Raw genomic sequence first — 22,544 nt, forward strand, 5'->3', positions numbered from 1 at the left:
TTGGAAACGCGGCTCGGCACGCTCAAAACCTATGGCATCATTTATTTACAATTCATTAAAAACTGCTTTATCGCGCAAATGGAATACCGCACAAATTTTATACTTGGCATCGCGGTTGAAATCGCCTATCTGCTGTCCAAGCTGCTGTATGTCGTCGTCGTATATAAGAGCGATTTGCATATCGGCGATATACCGCCAGACGGGATTTTGATGTTCGTAGGTACGTATACGATGATGACCGGTCTTTATTCAGGCCTATTTTTCACCAATTTCGTCCGTATTTCGGACTATGTGAGAACGGGGGAGCTGGATCTGCTCATGGTGAAGCCGATCTCCCTGCAGTTTATGGTCTCGCTCCGTTATATCGATTTGGGTATGCCGATTCCCAATCTTGTCGCAGGCATCACGATGGTTTCGATAGGCTGGAGCGCGCTCGGGATTCCCGTTACCGCGTACCATCTGTTCTTGTTTGCGTTGTACCTTCTGTCGGCCTTGGTCATTACTTACTGCCTGATGATCATTCCGGCCATTCTGTCCTTTTGGTTCGTTAACACCGGTGGTCTTGCGGGCATATTTTATGCGATTTGGGATGCCAACAATATGCCTATGCCGATCTACCCCCGGCTGATTCAGAGGATCGGCGTATACGTGCTGCCTTTTCTGGTGATTACGAATTTTGCTCCGCTTAGCGTCATGGAGAGGCTGAACGGAGGGCTTATGCTGTGGGGCGCACTCGTCCCGATCCTTCTATTGGTGTGCGTCCGTTTGATTTGGAGACAGGCGATCAAAAATTATAGCAGCGCAAGCGGCTAAAACGACGAGGAGATGTTAATATGAACACGACTTGGCCATTGTCAGGCATTACCCTGGTATGCACCGAGTGCAAGAATGCTCTACATGAGGCGGACGGACATTTGGTCTGCGGGACTTGCGGCCTCGAATACGCACGGGAAAATGGAGTCGCGAGCATGTTAATCGACCGCCCCGTTGCGGAGAAGCTTGCGGAGGGCGCGGCGCGGAAGGAAGCGATCATCGGCATGTTCGATTCCATTAACCGGTCGCTTGAGGAGAAGCGGCTGTCCAGATTTTCCACCTTTATCAACTGGGGGTATGCCGCCCCCGAGAACGAACCATCGGGCGGGCTTCTGGGCATTAATCAAAGCAGTATCCGGCTGCTCCGCGAAATCATAGGCGGGCTCGATATTTCAGGAAGGGATATTCTCGAAATCGGCTGCGGACGGGGAGGCAACGTGAACGAGCTGTGCAAAAGCTATGGAGCCGGAAGCGTGGTCGGCATTGATCTGACTCCGTCCAATATTTATTTTTGCCAGGGAAACAACCGGTATGAACAAGCCTATTATTGTATTGGCGACGCGGAGCAGCTGCCTGTCCGCACGGAAAGCTGCGACTATGTGCTGAACGTTGAATCCTCGCATTTGTACCCGCACATCGAGCTTTTTTTTGATGAGACCTATCGTGTATTAAAGCCCGGAGGGACCTTCATGTACGCGGATATTATGAGCGCTTCCGACCTGCCGCGCTATGAAGCGCAGTGGCAAAAACTTGGCTTCCGCACCGCATTTATCCGGGATATTACCGGCAATATATTGCAATCGGGAGACGAGTCGCTGGGCAGCCGCCGGCAGGCGCTTGAAGGCTCCTTTGAAGGCGATAAACGGGTTATGGAATGGCTGGAGGCACCCGGCACGCAAAATCACACGGATATGATCGCCGGCCGCAGGGTGTTCAAAATTATTCATCTCGTGAAAGATGCCGTAGGCATCGAAGGTGCGGCAAGCCATGGCTAAGGAGGGGGAAGCAGTGAGCAGTGCTTGGCCAATCACTGGCATGAACTGGGCATGTCCGAGATGCAAGCTAACACTGAAGAAAAAGGCGGCTTCATTCGACTGTACGTCATGCGGGGCAAGCTACCCCTTGCAGGGCGGCTCGATTCCACACCTGCTATTGGAGAGTAACGCACAGGAACCGGTGGAGCATAAGGTGCAGAAGGTGGCGGTTAAAGAGATGTTTACGTCGTTTAACCAGGCCTTGGAGGAGAACGGCGTGTCGCGCTTCTCCACCTTTATCAATTGGGGGTATGCCGAGTCAAGCGATGAGAACGGCGGGGCAAGCAGCTTGCCGAGAGGAGTCAATCATCAATCGCTGCGGCTTCTGCAGGAGATCCTGAACGGAGTCGATGTGCAGGGGAAGGACGTGCTGGAGATCGCCTGCGGCAGGGGAGGCAATGTAAGGGCACTCTGCAAAAGCTATGGGCCGCGCACCGTCGCGGGACTTGATTTGACGGAAGCGAATATCGCTTTCTGTGCGGCTAGCAACCGGTATGAACAGGCAACGTTTTGCGTCGGTGACGCGGAAGAGCTCCCCATCCCTGATGCGTGCTGCGATATTGTGCTGAATATCGAATCCTCGGATCTTTATCCCCGGATCAACCGTTTCTATGATGAGGTATTCCGTGTGCTGAAGGCGGGAGGCGTGTTCGTATATGCGGATGATCTGGATGCGAATAAGTTCGAGGAAGGCGAAAGGTATTTGCTTGAGCTGGGTTTTGAAGTGTCGCTATCCCGCGATATCTCCGAGCATGTATTGCTCGCAAGCGATTTGGCCAGAGGCAGCCGTCTCGCAGCTCTAGGCGATACTCTTGGCAAGGAAAGCGCCGTATGGGAGACGATGGGCGTTCCCGGAACGCCGATTTACGATGATATGCGTGCGGGAAAGCGCAGGTACAAAATTCTGCACCTGGCAAAGAAGGCGTGAAGCGATGACGGCCTCCCAGTTGACCCTTACGGATATTCATGTATATATTCCTTCATTCCGGCCTTCTATCGATCAAGTCATCCAGGAAATCAACGAAGACGGCGTTTCTTTCCGCTTAAGCGCGGCGGAGTACAGAGACAGCGGCTTTGAGCATGTTCCCGTCGCAAGGGATGAAAGTCTGGAGCACATGATTGCCCGGGTGTGCGCGCCCATATTAAGCCAGGCAAGACGGGAAGGAATACGGCTCGGAGCGATTCTCTTCGCATGTGTCACGAGCGCCGGAGAACAGGCGCAGAGCCTGTTCTCCGGGCTGCTCCGCGAATATGGCTATGGTGAGACGCCGGTTATTCAGCCTGAGGAGTACGGCTGCGCCACCATTCATCTATCGCTTAATTTGGCAAAAGCTTATTTGGCTGCTGAAACGGACAACAACGCCGCTGTATTGTTTGTCGCTGCGGATAAAGCGATAAGCTCGCATCACCGCAGCGACTCCTATATGCTCTATGGGGATGCGGCAAGCGCCGCTCTATTCCGGGGGTCCGGTACCGAAGGGCAGCGGACGCTATCTACTCGGCTCAAAGTGGACGGCTTGGTATACGATGATTGTCCCGAACGGATTAAAATGTACTTTTCAACCTTTTATTTGGCTGTTCGTCAAGTTGTGAAGCAGGTATTACGGGAAGCGGGAATGAGCATGAACGAGATCCGCCTTATTTTTTGCTCCAATCTGGGTCTGAACACCTGGAGTACGCTTGCCCGGGCGATCGGTTGTCCCCTGGATAAATTTTATGCCGGGGCACTTGGACATGCGGGCCATCTTCATAATACGGACATTCTGCTCAACGTGAACGAGGCGATCAGGAACGGTTCCTTGAACAAAGGCGACTTCTATTTGACGGTAACCGTAGGCTTCGGAGGCTATTACGGCTGTGCCTTGCACAAATATGAGTAATAGAGAATGAGGGTGCTAGGATTACGATGAAGACGGAATTAACGTTTAATGTTCTCTATTCGGGTACAAGGTCAGGCGGTGAAAATCAATCGTTGGTAGACATAGCCATCGCTCAAATGGAAGCGAACAGACAATGGCTGACAGACCTGGATGTGCTGGTCCTTTGCCATCACGCGAATACTTCCCATGCCGAGCGAAACTGCGCCAAAATCAGAAGAGCGCTTGATCTGCTCGACACGCTGCCCTTGACACTGGGTCATTCCGGAAGCCAGGCATTCTCCCATGCGCTGTCGCTGCTGGAATGGCTAATGTCCGGCGGGGAATATCGAAGGGCAGTTTGCATACTGGCGGATGAAGAGTTTGGCCAGAACGGCTTGCCGCTGCCGGTTCAAGAGAATCCGCTGTCCATCATTGAGATTATGCCCTTATGAAATGAGGATGGAGTATGACCGAAGGGAAGCGGCTGCCGACTAGTTGCCCGCAGCCGCATTTTTCAAATAAGAATCAATGACTTTAATGGCTTTTTCAGGCCCGCCGCACTCTTGGAAACTATCATTGATTTTTTGTATCGCCTCTTTATACGTACTATTAGAAAGGACCTCATTTACGGCATCCTTTAAAGCGTGCGCGTCGATATGATCTTTGGATAATCTGAAACCAGCTCCAAGCTCAGTCAATCGCTGGGCAACCATTGGTTGATCCTTGTCATGGGGGATGACGACTAAGGGTACATTATAATGAATAGCTTCATTAACGCTGTTCATTCCACCATGTGTAATAATAACGTCAGATAGGTTTAACACATCCAATTGAGGTACATATGGAGAAATAATAAAATTTTCAGGCGGCTGCTTGATTTTGGAAAAATCAGCTTTTTCTCCGGCTGCGATTACAACTTTCCCCTCAAAATCAGAAAACGCATCAATACAAGTATTGAAAAATGGTTCGACCTGATCCAAAACGGTTCCCATAGAAATATAAAGCACCTTGTGATCTTTTAACGCTTCGAGAGAGAAGTGATTCGTTGTTTTCCTTTGTGGAAAGCTTGGACCGATAAAAACATATTCCTCCCCGAAAAGGTTACTGTCAGGCTGGAAATATCGGCTTGTGTATACAATATTTATTTCACCGGAATTATTCATGAACTGAAGCATATTCTTGGGCAAAACACCATATTCCGCCTTCATTTGATCAAGTAATTGTTCAGCATTCTCGTCAGGCTGGAACGAATCCGGGCCAAGCATATGGTTGAATTCTTTCTCGGGCATTAAAAATGATGCGGATGAAGAGACACTTGGAATATGTAAATAATCCCTCACCAACTCCCCAGCACCAAATTTATCATAAATAACAAAGTCGAAGTTAGTAGTTTCCGATAACTTCTTGGTGATTTCAAGTATATCAAGTGATGTTTGAATATGGATGTTTATAAAAGTGTTCAATCCGGAAGCAGTAAAAGGATCAATGGATGCTTTTCTAAGCAAATCAGAATGAAGATGTACGATCGCCCCAACTCCTTCCAGTCTTTCCTTGAACTTTTCAGTAGTAATATAGTGCACGTTGTCTCCCCGATCAGCAAATGCTTTTACAATACCCAAGGTAGGGTTTACATGCCCCTCGGCAGGAAAATTAACCATTAATATGTTCATTGTCAGTTGTTCACTCCTTAAATCATATTAAGTAAACCAAAGGGATGATTTACATTATTTACCTTACCATAGATTATTATTTTTATAAAGCTTTCGCTGAGTACGAAGTATAGTCGGTGATCCCTAATTGAAGCTTCCAATGCTGCATGCGTCAGGCTTTTCTATGTCCAATGGAATCGACAGCCATACGTTCCGGTGTTACAATTCCAATAGATTACAATAGAGCAATACATTAGAATATAGTTGATTTGAATTCGTTCTAAAAGAGAGAGGATGGATAAGGTGGCTAAAATAAGAGAACCGGAAGAGGTCTCCAAGGATACTCAGGTTCAGCAAATGCTGGCGGTTGCGAGAAGCAGGGGGATCGAAACGGCCTTTGATCGTGCCGATCAGACGGCGGCGAGGTGTCCGTTTGGGTCGGCCGGCCTCTGCTGCCGTTCCTGCCTGGAAGGACCCTGCCGGATTGTACCGAACGGAAGCGGGCCGAGGCGCGGAGTTTGCGGTTCGGATGCAGATACATTAGTCGCGCGAAGTCTCCTGAACACGATGATTCAAGGAGCGTCGGGCCATGCCGAGCACGGCAGAGAAGTCGCAATGGCTTTGCTGAAGACGGCAGAAGGGAAAGCTCCGTATGTGATCCGGGATGTCGGCAAATTGATGCGGGTCGCGAAAGGTTTGAACTTGGAGACGGAAGGGAAATCGATTAACGAGGTTGCCAAGGCTGTAGCGCTTGCGGCGCTTGAGGATTTTCAAAAGCATGAAGGCGTGATGAACTGGATTGAATACCGGGGTCACCAAAAGTCGCGGGAAATTTGGGATAAGCTTGGCATCACGCCGGTAAATGCCCACCTGGAAATCGCAAAAGCGGTCACTCGAAACGCCATGGGCGGCGATGCCGATCCGGTTAACCTGCTGCTGGGCTCGGTTACAATGGGGCTGGTGGACGGCTACAGCGGACTGCATTTGTCTTCCGATCTGCAGGATATTTTGTTCGGGACTCCGAAAGCGGTCAAATTCAATTACTCCCTTGCGGTGCTCGATGAGAAGCAGATCAATATCGCGGTGCATGGTCATATTCCACTGCTGTCGGAGAAAATTGTGGAATGGGCGCGGATACTTGAGCGTAAAGCACTGACCGTCGGTGCGGAAGGGATCAATATTGTCGGCGTCTGCTGCACGGGGAATGAGCTGTTAATGCGTCAGGGGGTGCATGCCGCTTCCAGTTTTTCTTCCCAGGAGCTGGTTATTGTGACAGGCGCGCTCGAAGCGATGGTTGTCGATATCCAGTGTATCATGCCGGGAATCCAGCAGGTGGCGGAATGTTATCATACCGAAATCATCACAACGATACCGCATGTTAAAATTTCAGGTGCAACGCACGTTAACTTTGAACCGGAATACGCGGATGATGCGGCCAGGGAAATCGTAGAGCGAGCGATCCGCAATTTTGCAAAACGGGACCCGGCAAAAGTAGTCATTCCAGGCGGTTCGGTGGAGGCCCATGCCGGATTTTCCGTCGAACAGATTTGTGAAGTGACCGCAAAAATCAACGCGGACAAGCCTTTACAGCCGCTGATTGACGCGATCAAAGACGGGACCATCCGCGGAGTTGCCGCAGTGATCGGGTGTACCAACCCGCGGGAGCCGCAAGATATAGGCAACGTTACCGTTGCAAGGGAGCTGCTCAAAAACAATGTGCTGATCGTGACTACAGGCTGCGCCGCACATTCGTTAGCGAAATACGGGCTGATGAATGAAGACGGGCTTGAAGCGTGCGGCGACAGTTTGAAGGCTTTACTGCGGCAATTGGGACAGCATGCGGGCTTATCCGCACTTCCGCCGGCTCTTCATATGGGCAGCTGCGTGGATAACTCCAGACCGCTGGATTTGCTGTCGGCGATTGCGGATGAACTGGATGTTCCTGTTTCAAGCCTTCCCGCAGTCGGCAGTTGTCCGGAAACGCATAGTCCAAAGGCGCTTACAATCGGAACTTATTTTATTGCACATGGTGTGGATGTTCATGTCGGCGTGGACCCGCAGGTGTCAGGCTCGAATCTGGTTACCCGGACACTCACCGGAAGCCGCGAGGACAAAGGCATTACGATGGATGGTCTGTTCGGAGGGAAGCTGATTGTTGAAAGTGACCCCGTTAAAGCGGCGGCAATGCTGTTGGAACGGATTGATATGAAACGCAAAGCACTAGGAATCTGAAAGATAAGGGAGGGGAAGAAAAATGAGCCAGACCTTAAAAATCGCAGTTTCAGGCAAAGGCGGCGTGGGGAAAACAACGGTTGCCGCGATGTTCTCTCATTTGCTTCGAAAGAAAGGGCACCGGGTGCTTGCCATTGACGCAGACCAGGATGCCAATTTGGGAATGGCGCTTGGATTCAGCAGAGAAGAACTGTCGGAAGTCCGTACCATCGCCGATGACCGGGATTTGATCAAGAAGAAGACCGGAGGCGAGCCGGGCGTCAGCGGCAGTTGGTTCTCGTTAAACCCGAAAGTCGATGATATTCCTGAGGAATATGTTGTGAGCAAAGACGGCATTAGGCTGTTGCAAATGGGCGGAGCGTCCAAAGGCGGCGCCGGCTGCGCCTGTCCGCAGAGTACGCTGCTGAAAACCCTGCTCAATTACCTGATGACCGAGGAAAACGACGCGGTGATTATTGATTTTGAAGCAGGGCTGGAGCATCTTGGGCGTTCGACCGCCAAAAACGTGGATGCGCTGATTCTCGTAATTGAGCCGGGAAGCCGAAGCCTGGAGACGGCAAAATCCGTCATTCGGTTGGCGAAGGATATTGGCATCGAACAATTTTATTTGATTCAAAACAAATGGATGGAGGGACTAAGCAGCACCGATGTGTCTTTTTCCGAGGATGAACGAGTGACTTTACTTGGCAGCATTCCATATCATCCGGACTTTGTATCCGCTGATCGAGAAGGTACGGCGGTATACAGCGCTTTGGACGATGGGCTCATAGCTTGTTTCGAGCAAATGCTGGACCAGCTGCTGGAAGCGATGAGCGGTACTCAAAAAAGCGTTCAGATCGGTTAAGTATCGTTTATGAAATCATCTATAAAAATTGGCATGCTAGTGGTGATCGTTATTATGATGACGGTTAGCGGTTTTTCACCGATAAAAGCTAGCGCTGTATCAAATGAAAAAATACAAAAGATCGAACAGTTTGTTGAAGAACAAAGAAGCATGAGTAAAATTCCAGGGATATCGGTAGTTATTGTGGAGAAGGGGAAAACGGTATATCAGAAAGGTTTCGGTTACGCCGATGTAAAGCAGAAAAAACCGGTGACTGGTAATACTTTATTTGAATTAGGTTCAACAACCAAAGCTTTCACCGCTTTAGCGATTTTGCAATTGGAAAAAGAGGGGTTGTTAAAACGTAGCGATGATGTCCAGAAGTATATACCATGGTTGAAATTAACTTATAATGGGGCGCCACAAACGATCACTTTAAATCAGTTGCTTCATCATACGAGCGGAATAGCTTTCAATTCAATAGCGCTCATTCCTGAGACTAATGCGGATAATGCCCTTGAGCTAACCGTAAAAAGATTACAGAGCCAGCAGCTCAATCGTAAGCCGGGCAGCTCTTTCGAATACGCGACAATCAATTACGACGTATTAGGACTGGTGATCGAGATTGTAACGAAGAAGCCTTATGATGTTTATATGAAGCAGCATATTTTGGAACCGATCGGAATGAAAGATTCGTTTGTTGGGCTACATCAAGTACAGTCCGTTGAGATGGCTGCCGGATATAAAATAGGATTTACGAAAGCGCAAAAGTACACTCCGCCTGTTTATCGGGGGAATATTCCAGCAGGATATATTATCAGCAATACGAATGATATAGCGAAATGGATGAACCTTCAGTTAGGAATCGATCCGAGCCATTCTATTGACAAACAGCTAATATATGATTCACATATCCCTGATCAGACCGTAAAGCCTTTCGGTGAAAATACCCACTACGCGTACGGATGGGGAATCCTGCAAGAAAACGATAAGAAATATATACTTCATGACGGAGAGAACCCGACATTTTCGTCTTTTTTCATAATGCAGCCCGATGAACAATTGGGGGTAGCCATTTTGGCTAATATGAAAACGAGCTTTACCACCTCCATAGGCAAAGGAGTGATGGATCTGTGGGAGGGGAAGAGCGTAACCAATAATCATAGCGACAGCTACCAAAAGTTAGATCAAATCTTGACGACCACATGTATATTCATCGGGTGTATCGTCGTATTGTTCATGTTATTCTTGCTAAGAATCATGAGGAAGTTGGCACGAAAACAACGGAATTGGACTTCATTAAATGGAAAAAGACTATCGCTATTCGTATTGCATACATTGATCGTTGCAGCAAGTATGACATTTATGATCATGATTCCGAAAATTTTTCTTGGTGGATTGCCTTGGGCATTTATTAAAGTATGGGCCCCAACTACGATCTCGCTCGCTCTTTATAGTGTCTTTGCCGTAGGTGTCATCTATTTTATGTTTGGATCATTGCTCGTGTTTACTAAGAGACATTAGAATAGGAACTCTAGAATTCCAAACGGAGAGGCATCACTCAAAAAGTGGTGGCTCTTTTTTTACGTTTCTTCGTCGTATGAGCGATCCTTGTGGCGTGCTGCTTTCATACGGTTTCCGCATATTTTCATCGAGCACCACTTGCGTTTTCCTGTGGCATCCATAAACATCCATAAACATTTGGGATTGGAGCATCGATGAAGAGTGGCAAGCTTGCCGTGAGTCAGCAATTCCAGTGCATCATAAGCAATCAGGGAGAGAAGCGCATTTTCATAGGGTCCGCAGGGAATGGGTAAGAGCTTATTTTCCTTGATCGCAAAGGTGAAAGGAGCATTATGGATATATTTCTCCAACGAATGTATCCAATGCTCGTCCACTAATTGTCCATCTATCACATCCTCGAAGCCCTTTCGCAAAAGACCCCTAAGCTCTTTAAGAGCAAATACGGATTCTTGTGAGAGATTGACATGATCGTTGTGTGAAAACTGTTCGGTATGAATGACCTGCTCGGAGAACATATGTTCAAGCCAAGAATAAACTTGCTGTTCGGTTCCCAGCAGATCATGTCTTTTTCCTCTTCGATTTTCCTCTGTATTAACCAAATTCAAAGATAAAGAGTCTGAAAGAAACTGAAATTTTTCTTGAACGGCCATTGAATCGGATCACCTTTCGTTGCGTTTTCTAACTCCATTATACATGAATAAAGGGTTAATTTAAAAGATGAAGGCCATTAACTAACCATATAATATAGTATTGACAGGTTAGTTTAACCGAAATTATAATGAGTTACGTTGAACAGGAAAAGCCCGGAGAGAAGAGGGGAACATGAAATGAATAATATCTTGGCTCTGCCTCGCGTCATGTTAGGATCATGGCCGACTCCTTTACAGCCCGCCGATCAGCTATCTAGGCAATTAGGCTGCCGGTTGTATATCAAAAGGGAAGATATGACTGGCCTTGGAGGAGGGGGGAATAAAGCAAGAAAGCTTGAATTTCAATTAGGGCAAGCCATTAATGACGGAGCAACCCACATTATTACGACAGGAGCTATACAATCCAATCATGCCCAGCTAACCGCTGCTGCTGCTCGAAGGCTCGGACTCCAGCCTCATTTGGTATTAAGCGGTCAACCTGACAAGCAACGCCGTGGGAATTTGTACTTGGATCACTTGATGGATTCGGAACTCACCTTCGTAAGCCCGCCAGCTGGCCGCCCGCCTTTGGAGGTTATTAATGAAACGATGGTTCAAGTCGCTAAGTCCATAACAAACCAAGGCGGGACCCCTTACATTATTCCGGAAGGAGGGACGGATGCGCTCGGGACAGTTGGTTATATCTTGGCAGTTAAGGAGTTAGTTCAGCAGATCAGCTCCATGCAGATGAATGCCAAACGAATTCTTATTGTAGTTGCGACTGGAACTTGCGGTACTCATGCAGGATTGATCGCGGGTGCAAGTATTATTTCGAATAACTTATTTGAGATTTTGGGTGTAAGTGTAAGCGGGAATACGGATATCAAGATAGAAAAAACGGCCAGAATTGCTACAGAAACATTAAGTCTAGCCGGGTATGAGCAGACGATAGACGAGGGACAAGTGTGGATCGAAGATGGCTTTATTGGGTCCAGATACGCTGATATTACCGAGGCATGCCGTAACGCCATTCATCAAACCGCGCGATCAGAAGGGATTTTCCTGGATCCGGTTTACACAGGCAAAGCCATGGCGGCTTTGGTTCACATGGGGCAGCATGGACAATTGTCTAAGTATGATGCGGTTATTTTTATTCACACCGGCGGGTTTCCTTTACTATTTAACTATGACTACGCCATTCTGTAATTCATCATTCATAAATTGAGGAGTGGACACACCTATGCCGAATGAAAATGTACAATCTACCATCAGCATTGAAGTGGGTAAAGATTTAAAGGTGATTGCAGAAGGACTATTGGATGACGTATTTAAAATTGTTCGAAATCTTCCTCCTGAGGCGCTTAATTGGACACCGAATCAAATGAAGAACAGTCCCTTTGTCTTGACATACCACTTGCTAGGATCAGCCGCCTATTGGATTGGAGACGTGGTAGGGGGAGTTCCAACGGATCGAGTTCGTGCTAATGAATTCGGTGTTCAGGGGGATCATAAAGAGCTGGAAAAACTGTTAGAAGATACGAAAAACCGCCTGACAGAAACGTTTGATAATTTGACCGAAACCAATTTATTGCCTGCTCCTATTGATTTAAGCCGAGGTGTCTTGTGCTGGGGAGAAGTTCCTCCGGAAGGACGTACTTCTGTCTGGGTACTGGTTCATGACCTTTGCCATATTGCTTACACACTGGGGCAACTGGATAGAATTAACCGCCTTTGGGAAGTTCATGCAGAAAATTGACTTACATATTATGAATTATGAAATATGGTTAAAGAAAGAATTTATAAAAAACGGAATCCAGAGCTTTACAACTGGATTCCGCTTTTTTGTGCTCAATCGTGTTTATCAAGTAACTTCTCCATGATCATGACATCGATATACTCATTATCAATAATTCCTTGCTTTTCAAAAACACCCACTTCGCGATATCCCATTTTCCGGTATAGCCCTTGGCCTTGTTGATTAAATGGAAATGTAAATAATACGATCTTATAGAAATCTTTTTCTGTGGCTTCATTTTCCAATGCCTGAAGGAGAGTACTGCCAACCCCCTGTCCCCGTGATTCACGGCCAATGTAAATGGATAGGTCTGCTACACCGTTGTAAGCACAGCGATGAGAATACGGATTGAGGGAAGCCCATCCAAGTATCTGATCATCCCTTTCAGCGACTAATACAGGGTATCTTCCTTGATGGTCTTGGAACCAGGATTCCATGTAACCCATGTCTTTGGCATCCGTTTCGAGTGTGGCTATACGATCCTCAATGCCTTGGTTGTAAATACGAAGGATATGGGCAATATCGTCTGAAACAGCTTGCCGAACCGTAAGTGTGGATATCATTATTTTCCCTCCATGGATCAGACCTAAGTATTATTTGGTCGCCTTGATCACTGCGGACACAATGTAATTGTCAATGTTGGCGCCGGGAACCCAGTCTTTAATAAAAGCTTTGGATTCATCTTTAGGCTCGATGGAGATGTCGGTAAATCCGCTTTGCTTAAGCATAATTTCCAGAGCGCTTATCGATGAAGCGCCCGAAATACAACCGGAGTATAGTTGATCAAGATCATTCTGAATTTCTTGAGGAAGCTCAGCAGTCGTCACGATATCTGAAATAGCGAGGCGGCCGCCTGGCTGGAGAACGCGGTATGCTTCATGGAACACCTGCTGTTTGTCGGGGGAGAGGTTAATGACACAGTTGGAAATAATCACATTTACCGTATCATCAGCCACAGGTAAAAATTCAATCTCACCCAAACGGAATTCCGTATTCGTAAAATGGCCCTTAGCGACATTCTCCCGAGCACGGCTGATCATTTCGGGAGTCATATCCACACCGATAACATGACCGGTTTCGCCAACCTGACGAGAGGCCAGAAAGCAGTCAAATCCGCCGCCGCTGCCCAGATCGAGAACCGTTTCGCCTGCTTGGAGCTCGGCTATGACTTGCGGGTTGCCGCACCCTAGACCAAGATTTGCACCTTCGGGTACGGCAGCTAATTCCTCCATGGAATAACCGAGTTTACTTGAGATCGCATTAAAATCTGTAGGGTTATCGCAGCAACTGGCTGTACTATTAGGACTTTCTGTGGAACAGCATGAAGAACTTGATCCGATTTTTCGTACAGCGATCTGTTGATACCGGCTTCTAACGTTTTGGCGGATTTGGTCATTCGTAAGATTGGTCATGGGATAACACTCCTTTTGGGGAATTTTCCAAGTGTTTAGAGCTTCCCTCTAAAAACTTGCATTTTGCAATTATAAAACAAGAGAAGTCACCCTGTTACAGGTGCGCAGCATCTGCTTGATTTCCCCATAGCCTCATTAAAAAGCTTTACCGAGCGCAATACGGTTTCTTTCTCAAACTCCGTCATGTACGAGAAGACTTCATCCAGATAATCATTCATTTGTTGATCAATCATGCCAGCTATCATTTTGCCTTCCGTGGTCAGGGAGAGGGTATACACCCTCCGATCGTTAGGATCAGACGTTTTATTAACCAAGTTCATATTTATGAGCGATTGTACCTGCCGGCTAAAAGTCGTTATTTCCGTTCCCAGCGCTTCTGCAACCTGCTGCATGGAAGGCTTATGCCGTTGATCAATTTCATAAAGTAAGTGACTTTGGGCTAAAGAGATATCACAGCCGCCAACCGAGCAGCAATATTTATTGAGCAGACCAAATCGACGGGTCATGATTTGAAATAATTCTCGTGCACTTTCCATTTTCTCTCACCTCATGATTTAGTTATAACTCATTAATTTGCATATTGCAAGTAAAAATCTTATTTTTTCTGCTAATTATTGCATGATACTATAGTTGGCAAATGAAATTATATAACGTCCAATACCGCTCCATTAATGATCAAGCGCAGAGAGTGTGACAGCTGCAATATCGTCCAAAACCTTCGGATTCGTGGTTAATTTAGCAGCCTGGGTTAACGAATATCTCGCCTGAGTGAACTCTCCCCCACTTAGCTTACGCATGAAGTGGGGGCTTCTGTTGGCATCGATACAGGGTTGCACACGCTGCGAGCTTCATGATCTAAAGGCTCAATGCCTGTTGCACCCGAATGAGGGAAGCCAACGTCCAATACGTTCGTTTTGCCAATGAAGGGTCTTTTGCCTCCAAGGACAACCACATCTTTTCAGATGTGGCTTTTTGTATATTACGTAGCACGTATCATGCGCCGATGTTATACGAGGCATTAAGGTCCGCGTGATACGTTTTGCCTGTTGCGAATACAGCAACATCCCGCTTCGTGTTTCGTTGTACAAATCCACTGCCGTCAAAAGCAAGCGCACTTGTATTCACAGGGTTGACCATGGAAACCCGCATCCCTAGAAAATGCGCCATTTCAGTCATTTTCGTTTGGATGCGCTGTTTCGCCCAAAACTGGAGTTTGGCACGAAGCCGCTTAGCTCCCCACGTTCCTTTAGGCAGACGCATCTTGCCTAAATACTCCATAACAATGACATCTGCGTTGTGCTTTTGGGCAAAGGAGAGGATTTGATGCGCGGTATCGTGGACGATATGCGTCTGTAAGCCGTTCATCCGCCGCCAGAAATTCGGTTTTGCGCCTAGAGTTGATTGACGCTGGGCTTGTTTTAATTTGCCTGTGATTTGGCGCATTCGGTCTTTTTCTTTGGCTTGGTTGATAAATGTCCTCGCCAAGACAGTGCCGCTTGCGTCCATCACGGAACAGACTGCGGAATTCGTTAATCCCAAATCAACGGCACACACCCGCTGCTTGGAACGTTCCGTCTGGGTCAACTTTACATCTCCCTCATAGGCGATATGAAGGGCATAGCGTTTTCCTTTTCGAACCAATGTGGGGCTGCATTCTTTCATGCTCCACACGTTACGTTTAAATAGGTCTTGTCCCTTAAAGGTAATGGGGAGCCAGATCCAATCGCCTTGATGAAATACCTTGATCTTGGCTGCCCTATTGGAGGTTCGAATGAACATATTGCCTTTGTAGAAGCAAGGGAACGCCTGATGCTGAGCTTGGAGTGCCGGCGGTTTCTTCGAAAAGCGTTTCCCTTCTTGCTGGGCGTGTTGCCGCTCGGCTTGCCAAAGCTGAAAACGGGATTGATGGCTTTTTACAATGCCAAACGCTTCCGCAATGGCACTTCTGCGGAAGTACGAAGGAAACTTATAAAAGCGTTGATCGAATTCGGCGTAGAACGGATTGGGATTGTGCTTGGTACGGTGAGTCAGCCGTTCTACCGCCGTCACCACCGCTTGGGTGGATAACGATGCCAAGGCTATAAACTGCTCTTGAATGACCGTAATCAAAAACGACAGCGCCTCTTGATACACATGGAGAGTCGCATCCAGCATGCGGTGGTGAGACGTGCTTGGATGTTTGAGTGTTTTAACCACCTTCATGAGATACGCCTCCATCGCAGTTTGATGGATTTAGCATAACACAAGAACATATGTTTGTTAAGCGAGTGTGAAACTGAACAGGAAGGAGATTATTTCGTAGGTCATGTATTGAGACATAGAAGGGAATGAATGTTTTGCGGCTAGACCCCAAAAATAAATCGAAGACTGACGATTTATGGAGTTCAATTACATTAGCAACATTCAACAAACGGGAAACGAGAGCTCAACAAACTACATCACGAGGCTGCCGGGAATCGATCGGCAGCCTCATTACGCTAATGGCCAGGATAACGGAGTAATAAACCACTGTATTATGGTAATATTGGATTATTCGTAATGAAGGTGAGTTAACCATTATAAACGGACAGAGGTGGGGAGTCATGAGAAGATCATTCCTAATAGCTGGATCAACTTTCTTATTAGCCGGAACCTTACTATTTGGTATGGTATATTGGGCAATTGCAGACTACGTTCCACATATGACGGGATGGAGCGATCCTCCTGGAAAATTCTCATTGGCTTTGGATGCAACGATGCTTAGAGTACCCTATATAATAAGCATTTTGTTCATGGTTATTGGTGTTGTATTGTTTGCAGTTGCTATTTATAAGGAGTTAACGAATAAGAATTTAGAAACACATAGAACGACTACATCGACATCTTAATAATTGGTGAATGAACGTTGCGCTAACGGAAAACGAAAGCTCAATAAACTACATCACGAGGCTGCCGAGAGATTGATCGGCAGCCCGTTCCGCGTTCCGCGAACGGGCAGGATTCTGCAACAGCTCCACTAATGAATATGTAAGCAGCTAAAGGAGGCCCATATGTATGAAGTCTCATACCTCTGACCGTATTAAAATCCCGCCAGGATTTTGGGCAGGATTACGTCAATTAGGGATTGCCGCCCACGACGTAGCTCGCAAAGCACGACTGCCGCTCACCATTATTACTGAACCAGTAGTCACCACCGCCCAATATTTCGCGATCTGGCAGGCTTATTCCGATCTCATTGGTGACACTGCCAAAGGAATCATCGAGCTTGCGACCGTCTTTGAAACAGCGAAGTACCCACCGACCGTCTTAGCGACTTACCACGCTCGTGACTACCGCGACGCTCTAAACCGAATGGCTCGGTACAAACAACTGTGTCCCCCCGAAAGCTTACGTATCACCGAGGATGGCGAGCACTGTACAATCGAACTGGAATGGCTGTATACCGATCAACCCGGTCCGCCGATGCTGGTTGGTATCACGCTGGCATGTCTTCTGGAGCTTGGGCGCCGGGGCACAGGTCAACCTTTGACGGCGCGGTTCGTCGAATTTTCGCACTCAATGGGCGATGTACAGGCCCTTGAAGCTTACTTCGGCTGCCGTATCCGGATTGGTGCAAAATGTAACCGGTTGACGCTACATCGAAGAGATCTGGACCGCCCCTTTGTCTCGTACAACGAAGAGTTGCTGGAGATCCTGACTCCCGTTCTTGACCGATCGCTCAATGAACAGCAGCGCAGCTGCTCAATTACCGAGAAGGTCAAATGGATCATGAAACGCAGCCTCACAGGAGGGCGCCCCGGCATTCAGGCTGTCGCGAAGGAGCTCAGTATGAGCGATCGTACCTTGCAGCGCCGGCTTACTGCCGAAAACACGAGCTTCAAGCATCTGTTGACACAAGCTAGACATGAGCAGGCACGAGAGTACTTGGCAGACCCCTCGCTCGATATTAAAGAAGTGGCTTTCTTGATTGGATATGAAGACCAGAACTCGTTCTACCGCGCCTTCCGCCTTTGGGAAGGTGATACTCCTTCAAATTGGCGTTTCATTAATAGAATTCCCTGAGTTTCATCATTTGGCGTGTTAAACAAGAACTTTGGCGCAATATGCTAGTTACTGAACAATCCAGACAAAGTAATATAATCACTATCCGGAGCACAAGACTCTTTTAAAAATGACTACTAATCAGCTTGCCGTGAATGACAAACGAATGAAAGGGGCGATTTTAAAGGGGAGCTGATCATGACATAGTTTTGAAGAAAAGGAGAAATGTAATATGGATATGGGATTAAACAATAAAACAGCTTTAGTTACAGGATCAACGAAAGGTATAGGTAAAGCAATTGCTATTGAACTTGCCAAAGAAGGTGTTAATGTACTAATTAATGGACGAAATTATGAAGAGGTAGAACGAACCGTAAATGAAATTAAGTCAGATTTCCCGGCTACCTCTCCTCAAAATGCTACAGCCGATATTGTGGATATTGGGCAAAGAGAAGCTTTATTTGAAAAATATCCCAATGTTGATATTTTAGTTAATAACATGGGTATTTATGAAATCATGCAATATGAGGACGTTGACGATGAAGTATGGGAAAAATATTTCCGTACTAATGTTCTTGCTGCAAATGGATTATCTAAATTTTATTTACCTAAAATGTTGAAAAATGATTATGGCCGCATTATCTTTATTGCGAGTGAAGAAGCCATTATGCCTTCAGGACAAATGCCTCAGTATTGTATGACAAAATCAATGCTATTATCATTGTCAAAAAGCTTATCTAAATTAACAAAAGGAACAGAAGTTACAGTCAATACGATCATGCCAGGACCAACACTCTCTGAAAATGTGCATCAAATAATTGAGGGTATGTACCCTAATGAAGATATGATTTTTTCAGAAAAAGAGAAAGAATTTATGACTACAAACCTACCTCAATCTGAAATACAGCGATTTATCAAGCCTATTGAAATAGGTAGACTAGCTGCATTTGTATGTAGTCCTTATGCATCCGCATTTAAAGGTTCTCCAATCCGTATAGATGGGGGAATGGTACCGACTATTTTTTAACACTTTTTCTATTTCAAATATTGGTCGATGGTGCCTGTTGTTAGGTCGAGCCTTGTGACTAAAGGCTTTCGAAATTCAGGATGAATTTAATTAGGCATGACCTTTATAATACTTCACGAAGGACTTCTATGCCTACATCAACGGTCAGATTCTGATTGAGCAAGTTAATTACGATTTTTGCCCTGTTTTTATGCTTGTCAATCTTTTTAATGATGCCTTCAAAGCCCTTGAGAGGGCCTGAAATAACAGAGACCTTGGAGTCCTTGTCGACGTGAACGGTAGAGTAATCAATGCACCCTCCGGGGCCGACCAGCTTTAATATCACGTCCATTTCTTCAAGAGCAATGCTTGAAAAATGGGTTTCCTTACCTTCGTAATATTTACCGATGTTAACCAGCGTGAATATCCGTGGAGTGCTTTTAATGTCATTGTAAATGACACTGTCCATTTCCGTTTGAATAAAAACATACCCCGGAAACATTTTTTTGAACACATGTTTAACTATGCCTTGTTTCTTCTCCGTAATTTTTCTTCTGGGAACCAGGGTTTGCAATGCACATTGATCGAATTTCAAATGGAGATGCTTCTGCACGAGATCTTCTTTACCACTTTCGACAAACAAGGCATACCAATTAACCATTCTCAACACCTCAATATTTTTGGTGAGCTTTGAAGCAGATTTGAGTCCATTGAATACTTTGCTGTCTGAACAAAGAGGAGAAGTGAATCAAGAGGACGAATGCTGTGTTTGATAGTGTGCTTAGTGGTAAGAAATAACTATTAACATATCATACATGGGATTTATTAAGAGAATTACATGGTTTAGATGAAATATATGTCAAATATCGACTGTAAATCAAGTGTCAAAATCACTAAAATCACTAAAATTACTAAACATTACAATTTACCGGATATGAATGCGTTGTTATACCAGTAAAATCATTAACACTATTCACAACACAAGCACCAAAAAAATGTGATTTTTATCATAATAAAAATCATTTTAAATATTTAATATATAAACATGTATAGGACCTATTGGATATTTAGGTAATAATACTTATTTATATATATTCCTATTCCAATCTTTCAGATTGACTAATCGCTGTTTCGGCACGTTAGCTCCGTCTTAAAGTACATATGATTCAAAATGCGTGTATTTCGAAGCACGAATGGTGATGAACCGTCCGAAAATATGTAAAATATTTACAATTGTAAACAAACTGTAAACGGAAGGTTAATTTTTTTATTTAGAGGAGTGAACGGTCTGACAAAAAAAGTCCTTTTTTCAGATGGCTATGTCCAGGAATTACGAATTAGGTTGGATGACCGTATATACAATGCTTGCTTGGTAATCACCGATTTCGCAGATATTTCGGGCAAGGACGCTGAGAATACATTGCATCCTCAAGAACTTAGCTATTATCGGCAGCTCACTTTTCCCAAAAAGGCGCAAAGCTATCTCATTGGCAGATATGCAGCCAAGTATGCGATATCCTCGCTCTTAGGAAACATAAATGTGAAATACATCAGAATAGAAAATGGATTCTTCGGACAACCGATGATCGTCGGCTATCCGCTAGAAAGAGGTGTGCAGGTCTCGATAAGCCATTCAGGCTTACTGGGAGCTGCCATTTCTTTTTTTGAGGACTGTCCCACCGGGGTTGATATCGAAGTTGTCAATGCTGCGAACTCGTCATTACTGTATAAGACGATTTCTGTTAGGGAACAAGAGTTGCTTGTTCTGCTGCCTATAGCACAGGAAGTCAGTTTAACCCTACTGTGGACAGCCAAGGAAGCATTGTCGAAAGCTATCCGGACTGGATTTACTTTGGACCTTGAAATATTGGAGGTTAAACAGATTATCGTCGCAGACAGTGGCTATGAAGTGAACTTTAGCCATTTCCCGCATTTTCGAGTAATTTCTCATCACTATAACGACTATATCTTTTCTATAGCATTTCCTTATAAGAAAGATTGCGAGTATTCATTGACAGGATGGAACGATGAGAAGTTAATGGTAATAGAAGGTAAGGGGGGCGGTTTTGTTTGAATAATGGCTATGAGATTCATGAGCTCAAAACAGGTTTTTTTCATTTTCTCAACTACAGCTACATTATTGTAGATAAGGCCACCAGATATGCGGGAATTGTAGATCCAGCTTGGGAAATCAGGAAATTCACGGACCTGCTGAAGAGGTTGAACGTTGAAGTGTCCTCGATATTGTTGACACATTCTCACGATGATCATGTGAATCTTGTCCAGCCCTTGATAAATTTGTATCAGCCCAAGGTGTATATGTCGAACATCGAAATTGACTATTATCACTATCAAAGTCCCAATCTCATCGGTTTCCAGCACATGGACCACATCAGTATCGGGGATACCGTCATAGAATGCCTGTTAACTCCAGGACATACGGCGGGCAGCACCTGCTACCTGCTGACAGACAGTATGTTTTCCGGGGATACGGTATTTATTGAAGGCTGCGGCATCTGCAATTGCCCGGGAGGCTCACCTTCCGACATGTATGAGAGCATACAAATGATTAAGAGCTATGTGCCTGATCATGTGAAAATATACCCAGGGCATTCGTTCGGCAAAAGCGCGGGTCATACCCTCGGCAGTCTTAAAGAAGATAATATTTATTTTCAGATTTATAAAAAAAGCCATTTTGTGGATTTTCGCATGCGTGCAAATCAGAAAAATATTTTCAGCTTTAAATAAGCGGGCAACAGATAGGAGAGGAAACCGTGAATCCGTCCATCGTATTCCTGTTCTCAGGTCAAGGTTCTCAATATTACCAAATGGGCAACCATTTGTTTCAGGGGAATTCTACATTCAGAAGCTATATGCACATGCTCGATGAGCAGGTTCAGCAGCACATGGGTTTCAGTCTGCTGCATGAACTGTATGATACTGGCCGGAAGGCCACAGAGGTATTTGATCATTTACCGTTAACCCATCTATCCATATTCATGGTGGAATACGCCCTTGCGCGCACTTTGATGGATGAAGGGATCATTCCGGAGTATGTGCTGGGAACAAGTCTGGGAGAGTTCGCCGCGGCGGCAGTCGCAGGGATGATTACAGTGGAGCAGGCCGTAGATATGCTTGTAGCTCAAGTCCGGTATATCGAAGAGGGCTGCGAACAAGGGGGAATGCTGGCTATTATCGGTGATCCCGGGCTGTTCAGCCAAATACCGTATATTCATGAAAAATGCAGCTTGGTATCAGAAAATTACAACATGCATTTTGTCATATCGGGCAGTACAGGCGATCTGGAAAAAGTGGTGCATGAGTTGGATAAGCGCCATATCCTCTCCGTTAAGCTGCCAGTGCGGTATGCCTTTCATTCTCCAATGCTCAACGGGGCCGGTTCCAGGTACAAAATGTATTTAAGCTCTATGAGCTTTCAAGCGCCTCAGATCTCTTTTATATCCAGCTTGTATGGAAAAGAAATCTCCCGGCTGCCGGAAGCTTATTTCTGGAATGTAATCCGATATCCTATTCTGTTCCGTGAGGCTATATCCGGCCTGGAGCAGTCTGCTCCGCACTTGTACGTTGATACGGGCCCTTCCGGCACCCTCGCTACAATGGTCAAGTACAACCTGTCACAAGCTTCTGTGTCGCAGCCGCATACGATATTAACACCGTTCAGCCGTGAATTTAACATAGACACTCTGAAGAAGACGCTGATGTTATCCAAAAATTAGATAATGAGGTG

At 45.9% G+C, this 22,544-nt stretch carries 24 protein-coding genes; 16 read left to right on the top strand and 8 right to left on the bottom strand.

Features of this window, described 5'->3' with window-relative positions; all coding sequences use genetic code 11:
- From PDUR_RS13475 to PDUR_RS13495, 5 genes are read left to right on the top strand one after another with little or no spacing between them, the layout of a single operon-like run.
- Entirely contained in the window at window positions 1-813 is an 813-nt protein-coding gene (locus PDUR_RS13475; protein ID WP_042206723.1) for an ABC transporter permease, read from the top strand.
- 20 nt (window positions 814-833) lie between these two features.
- Window positions 834-1,808, top strand: a complete 975-nt coding sequence (locus PDUR_RS13480) for a class I SAM-dependent methyltransferase (protein WP_052410215.1) — start codon at window positions 834-836, stop codon at window positions 1,806-1,808.
- A gap of 13 nt (window positions 1,809-1,821) precedes the next feature.
- Window positions 1,822-2,775: a class I SAM-dependent methyltransferase gene (locus tag PDUR_RS13485; RefSeq protein WP_042206724.1), complete on the top strand. Its 954-nt coding sequence runs from the start codon at window positions 1,822-1,824 to the stop codon at window positions 2,773-2,775.
- 4 nt (window positions 2,776-2,779) lie between these two features.
- Window positions 2,780-3,727, top strand: coding sequence for a 3-oxoacyl-[acyl-carrier-protein] synthase III C-terminal domain-containing protein (locus PDUR_RS13490; RefSeq protein WP_042206725.1), 948 nt, complete (start codon window positions 2,780-2,782; stop codon window positions 3,725-3,727).
- Window positions 3,728-3,753: 26 nt separating this feature from the next.
- On the top strand, window positions 3,754-4,158 hold the full coding sequence (locus PDUR_RS13495; protein WP_042206726.1) for a hypothetical protein: 405 nt from the start codon (window positions 3,754-3,756) through the stop codon (window positions 4,156-4,158).
- 39 nt (window positions 4,159-4,197) lie between these two features.
- On the opposite strand, the gene PDUR_RS13500 is transcribed toward PDUR_RS13495, so the two are convergent.
- The gene (locus PDUR_RS13500) at window positions 4,198-5,376 is read right to left on the bottom strand and encodes a macrolide family glycosyltransferase (RefSeq protein WP_042206727.1); all 1,179 of its coding nucleotides are present in this window, start codon (window positions 5,374-5,376) and stop codon (window positions 4,198-4,200) included.
- Between the two features lie 282 nt (window positions 5,377-5,658).
- Here PDUR_RS13500 and cooS point away from each other — a divergent pair, with 282 nt between their 5' ends.
- From cooS to PDUR_RS13515, 3 genes are read left to right on the top strand one after another with little or no spacing between them, the layout of a single operon-like run.
- Window positions 5,659-7,587 (top strand): anaerobic carbon-monoxide dehydrogenase catalytic subunit, encoded by a 1,929-nt coding sequence (cooS, locus tag PDUR_RS13505; RefSeq protein WP_218918402.1) that lies wholly within the window; start codon window positions 5,659-5,661, stop codon window positions 7,585-7,587.
- 22 nt (window positions 7,588-7,609) lie between these two features.
- Window positions 7,610-8,431, top strand: a complete 822-nt coding sequence (locus PDUR_RS13510; protein ID WP_042206729.1) for an ATP-binding protein — start codon at window positions 7,610-7,612, stop codon at window positions 8,429-8,431.
- A 54-nt stretch (window positions 8,432-8,485) separates the two neighbouring features.
- Entirely contained in the window at window positions 8,486-9,934 is a 1,449-nt protein-coding gene (locus PDUR_RS13515) for a serine hydrolase domain-containing protein (RefSeq protein ID WP_407944233.1), read from the top strand.
- Window positions 9,935-9,993: 59 nt separating this feature from the next.
- Here PDUR_RS13515 and PDUR_RS13520 read toward each other — a convergent pair whose 3' ends face one another.
- Window positions 9,994-10,584: a CGNR zinc finger domain-containing protein gene (locus PDUR_RS13520; RefSeq protein ID WP_042206731.1), complete on the bottom strand. Its 591-nt coding sequence runs from the start codon at window positions 10,582-10,584 to the stop codon at window positions 9,994-9,996.
- A gap of 177 nt (window positions 10,585-10,761) precedes the next feature.
- Here PDUR_RS13520 and PDUR_RS13525 point away from each other — a divergent pair, with 177 nt between their 5' ends.
- Together PDUR_RS13525 and PDUR_RS13530 are read left to right on the top strand one after the other, a co-directional pair.
- Window positions 10,762-11,769, top strand: coding sequence for a 1-aminocyclopropane-1-carboxylate deaminase/D-cysteine desulfhydrase (locus tag PDUR_RS13525; RefSeq protein WP_042206732.1), 1,008 nt, complete (start codon window positions 10,762-10,764; stop codon window positions 11,767-11,769).
- Window positions 11,770-11,803: 34 nt separating this feature from the next.
- Window positions 11,804-12,319, top strand: a complete 516-nt coding sequence (locus PDUR_RS13530) for a DinB family protein (RefSeq protein WP_042206733.1) — start codon at window positions 11,804-11,806, stop codon at window positions 12,317-12,319.
- A gap of 92 nt (window positions 12,320-12,411) precedes the next feature.
- Here PDUR_RS13530 and PDUR_RS13535 read toward each other — a convergent pair whose 3' ends face one another.
- The 5 genes from PDUR_RS13535 to PDUR_RS13550 all read right to left on the bottom strand — a co-directional run bounded on the left by PDUR_RS13535 (window position 12,412) and on the right by PDUR_RS13550 (window position 15,972).
- The gene (locus tag PDUR_RS13535; protein WP_156130706.1) at window positions 12,412-12,918 is read right to left on the bottom strand and encodes an arsinothricin resistance N-acetyltransferase ArsN1 family A; all 507 of its coding nucleotides are present in this window, start codon (window positions 12,916-12,918) and stop codon (window positions 12,412-12,414) included.
- A 33-nt stretch (window positions 12,919-12,951) separates the two neighbouring features.
- A complete protein-coding gene (locus tag PDUR_RS13540) occupies window positions 12,952-13,770 on the bottom strand; it encodes an arsenite methyltransferase (protein WP_042206735.1) in 819 nt (272 codons plus the stop codon).
- Window positions 13,771-13,856: 86 nt separating this feature from the next.
- Window positions 13,857-14,306, bottom strand: a complete 450-nt coding sequence (locus tag PDUR_RS13545) for a MarR family winged helix-turn-helix transcriptional regulator (protein WP_042206736.1) — start codon at window positions 14,304-14,306, stop codon at window positions 13,857-13,859.
- 132 nt (window positions 14,307-14,438) lie between these two features.
- Window positions 14,439-14,567, bottom strand: coding sequence for a hypothetical protein (locus tag PDUR_RS30085; protein WP_269079186.1), 129 nt, complete (start codon window positions 14,565-14,567; stop codon window positions 14,439-14,441).
- A gap of 196 nt (window positions 14,568-14,763) precedes the next feature.
- The gene (locus PDUR_RS13550) at window positions 14,764-15,972 is read right to left on the bottom strand and encodes an RNA-guided endonuclease TnpB family protein (protein WP_233277373.1); all 1,209 of its coding nucleotides are present in this window, start codon (window positions 15,970-15,972) and stop codon (window positions 14,764-14,766) included.
- 380 nt (window positions 15,973-16,352) lie between these two features.
- Between PDUR_RS13550 and PDUR_RS28770 the strand changes: the two genes are divergently transcribed.
- From PDUR_RS28770 to PDUR_RS13560, 3 genes are all read left to right on the top strand, one after another.
- The gene (locus PDUR_RS28770; protein WP_156130455.1) at window positions 16,353-16,637 is read left to right on the top strand and encodes a hypothetical protein; all 285 of its coding nucleotides are present in this window, start codon (window positions 16,353-16,355) and stop codon (window positions 16,635-16,637) included.
- Window positions 16,638-16,803: 166 nt separating this feature from the next.
- The gene (locus PDUR_RS13555) at window positions 16,804-17,811 is read left to right on the top strand and encodes an AraC family transcriptional regulator (protein ID WP_042206737.1); all 1,008 of its coding nucleotides are present in this window, start codon (window positions 16,804-16,806) and stop codon (window positions 17,809-17,811) included.
- A 211-nt stretch (window positions 17,812-18,022) separates the two neighbouring features.
- A complete protein-coding gene (locus PDUR_RS13560; RefSeq protein WP_042206738.1) occupies window positions 18,023-18,817 on the top strand; it encodes an SDR family NAD(P)-dependent oxidoreductase in 795 nt (264 codons plus the stop codon).
- Window positions 18,818-18,920: 103 nt separating this feature from the next.
- On the opposite strand, the gene loaP is transcribed toward PDUR_RS13560, so the two are convergent.
- Complete coding sequence (gene loaP, locus PDUR_RS13565) at window positions 18,921-19,457, bottom strand: antiterminator LoaP (protein ID WP_042206739.1); 537 nt, start codon at window positions 19,455-19,457, stop codon at window positions 18,921-18,923.
- Between the two features lie 681 nt (window positions 19,458-20,138).
- On the opposite strand from loaP, the gene PDUR_RS13570 reads away from it, so the two are divergent.
- From PDUR_RS13570 to PDUR_RS13580, 3 genes are read left to right on the top strand one after another with little or no spacing between them, the layout of a single operon-like run.
- The gene (locus PDUR_RS13570; RefSeq protein WP_156130457.1) at window positions 20,139-20,870 is read left to right on the top strand and encodes a 4'-phosphopantetheinyl transferase family protein; all 732 of its coding nucleotides are present in this window, start codon (window positions 20,139-20,141) and stop codon (window positions 20,868-20,870) included.
- Window positions 20,867-21,544, top strand: coding sequence for an MBL fold metallo-hydrolase (locus tag PDUR_RS13575; RefSeq protein WP_042206740.1), 678 nt, complete (start codon window positions 20,867-20,869; stop codon window positions 21,542-21,544). Before PDUR_RS13570 ends, PDUR_RS13575 begins: the two co-directional genes overlap by 4 nt.
- Before the next feature lie 26 nt (window positions 21,545-21,570).
- Window positions 21,571-22,533: an acyltransferase domain-containing protein gene (locus PDUR_RS13580; RefSeq protein ID WP_042206741.1), complete on the top strand. Its 963-nt coding sequence runs from the start codon at window positions 21,571-21,573 to the stop codon at window positions 22,531-22,533.
- Window positions 22,534-22,544: the final 11 nt, after the last annotated feature.

The organism is Paenibacillus durus (assembly GCF_000756615.1).
In the GTDB taxonomy this organism is placed as follows: domain Bacteria; phylum Bacillota; class Bacilli; order Paenibacillales; family Paenibacillaceae; genus Paenibacillus_AQ; species Paenibacillus_AQ durus.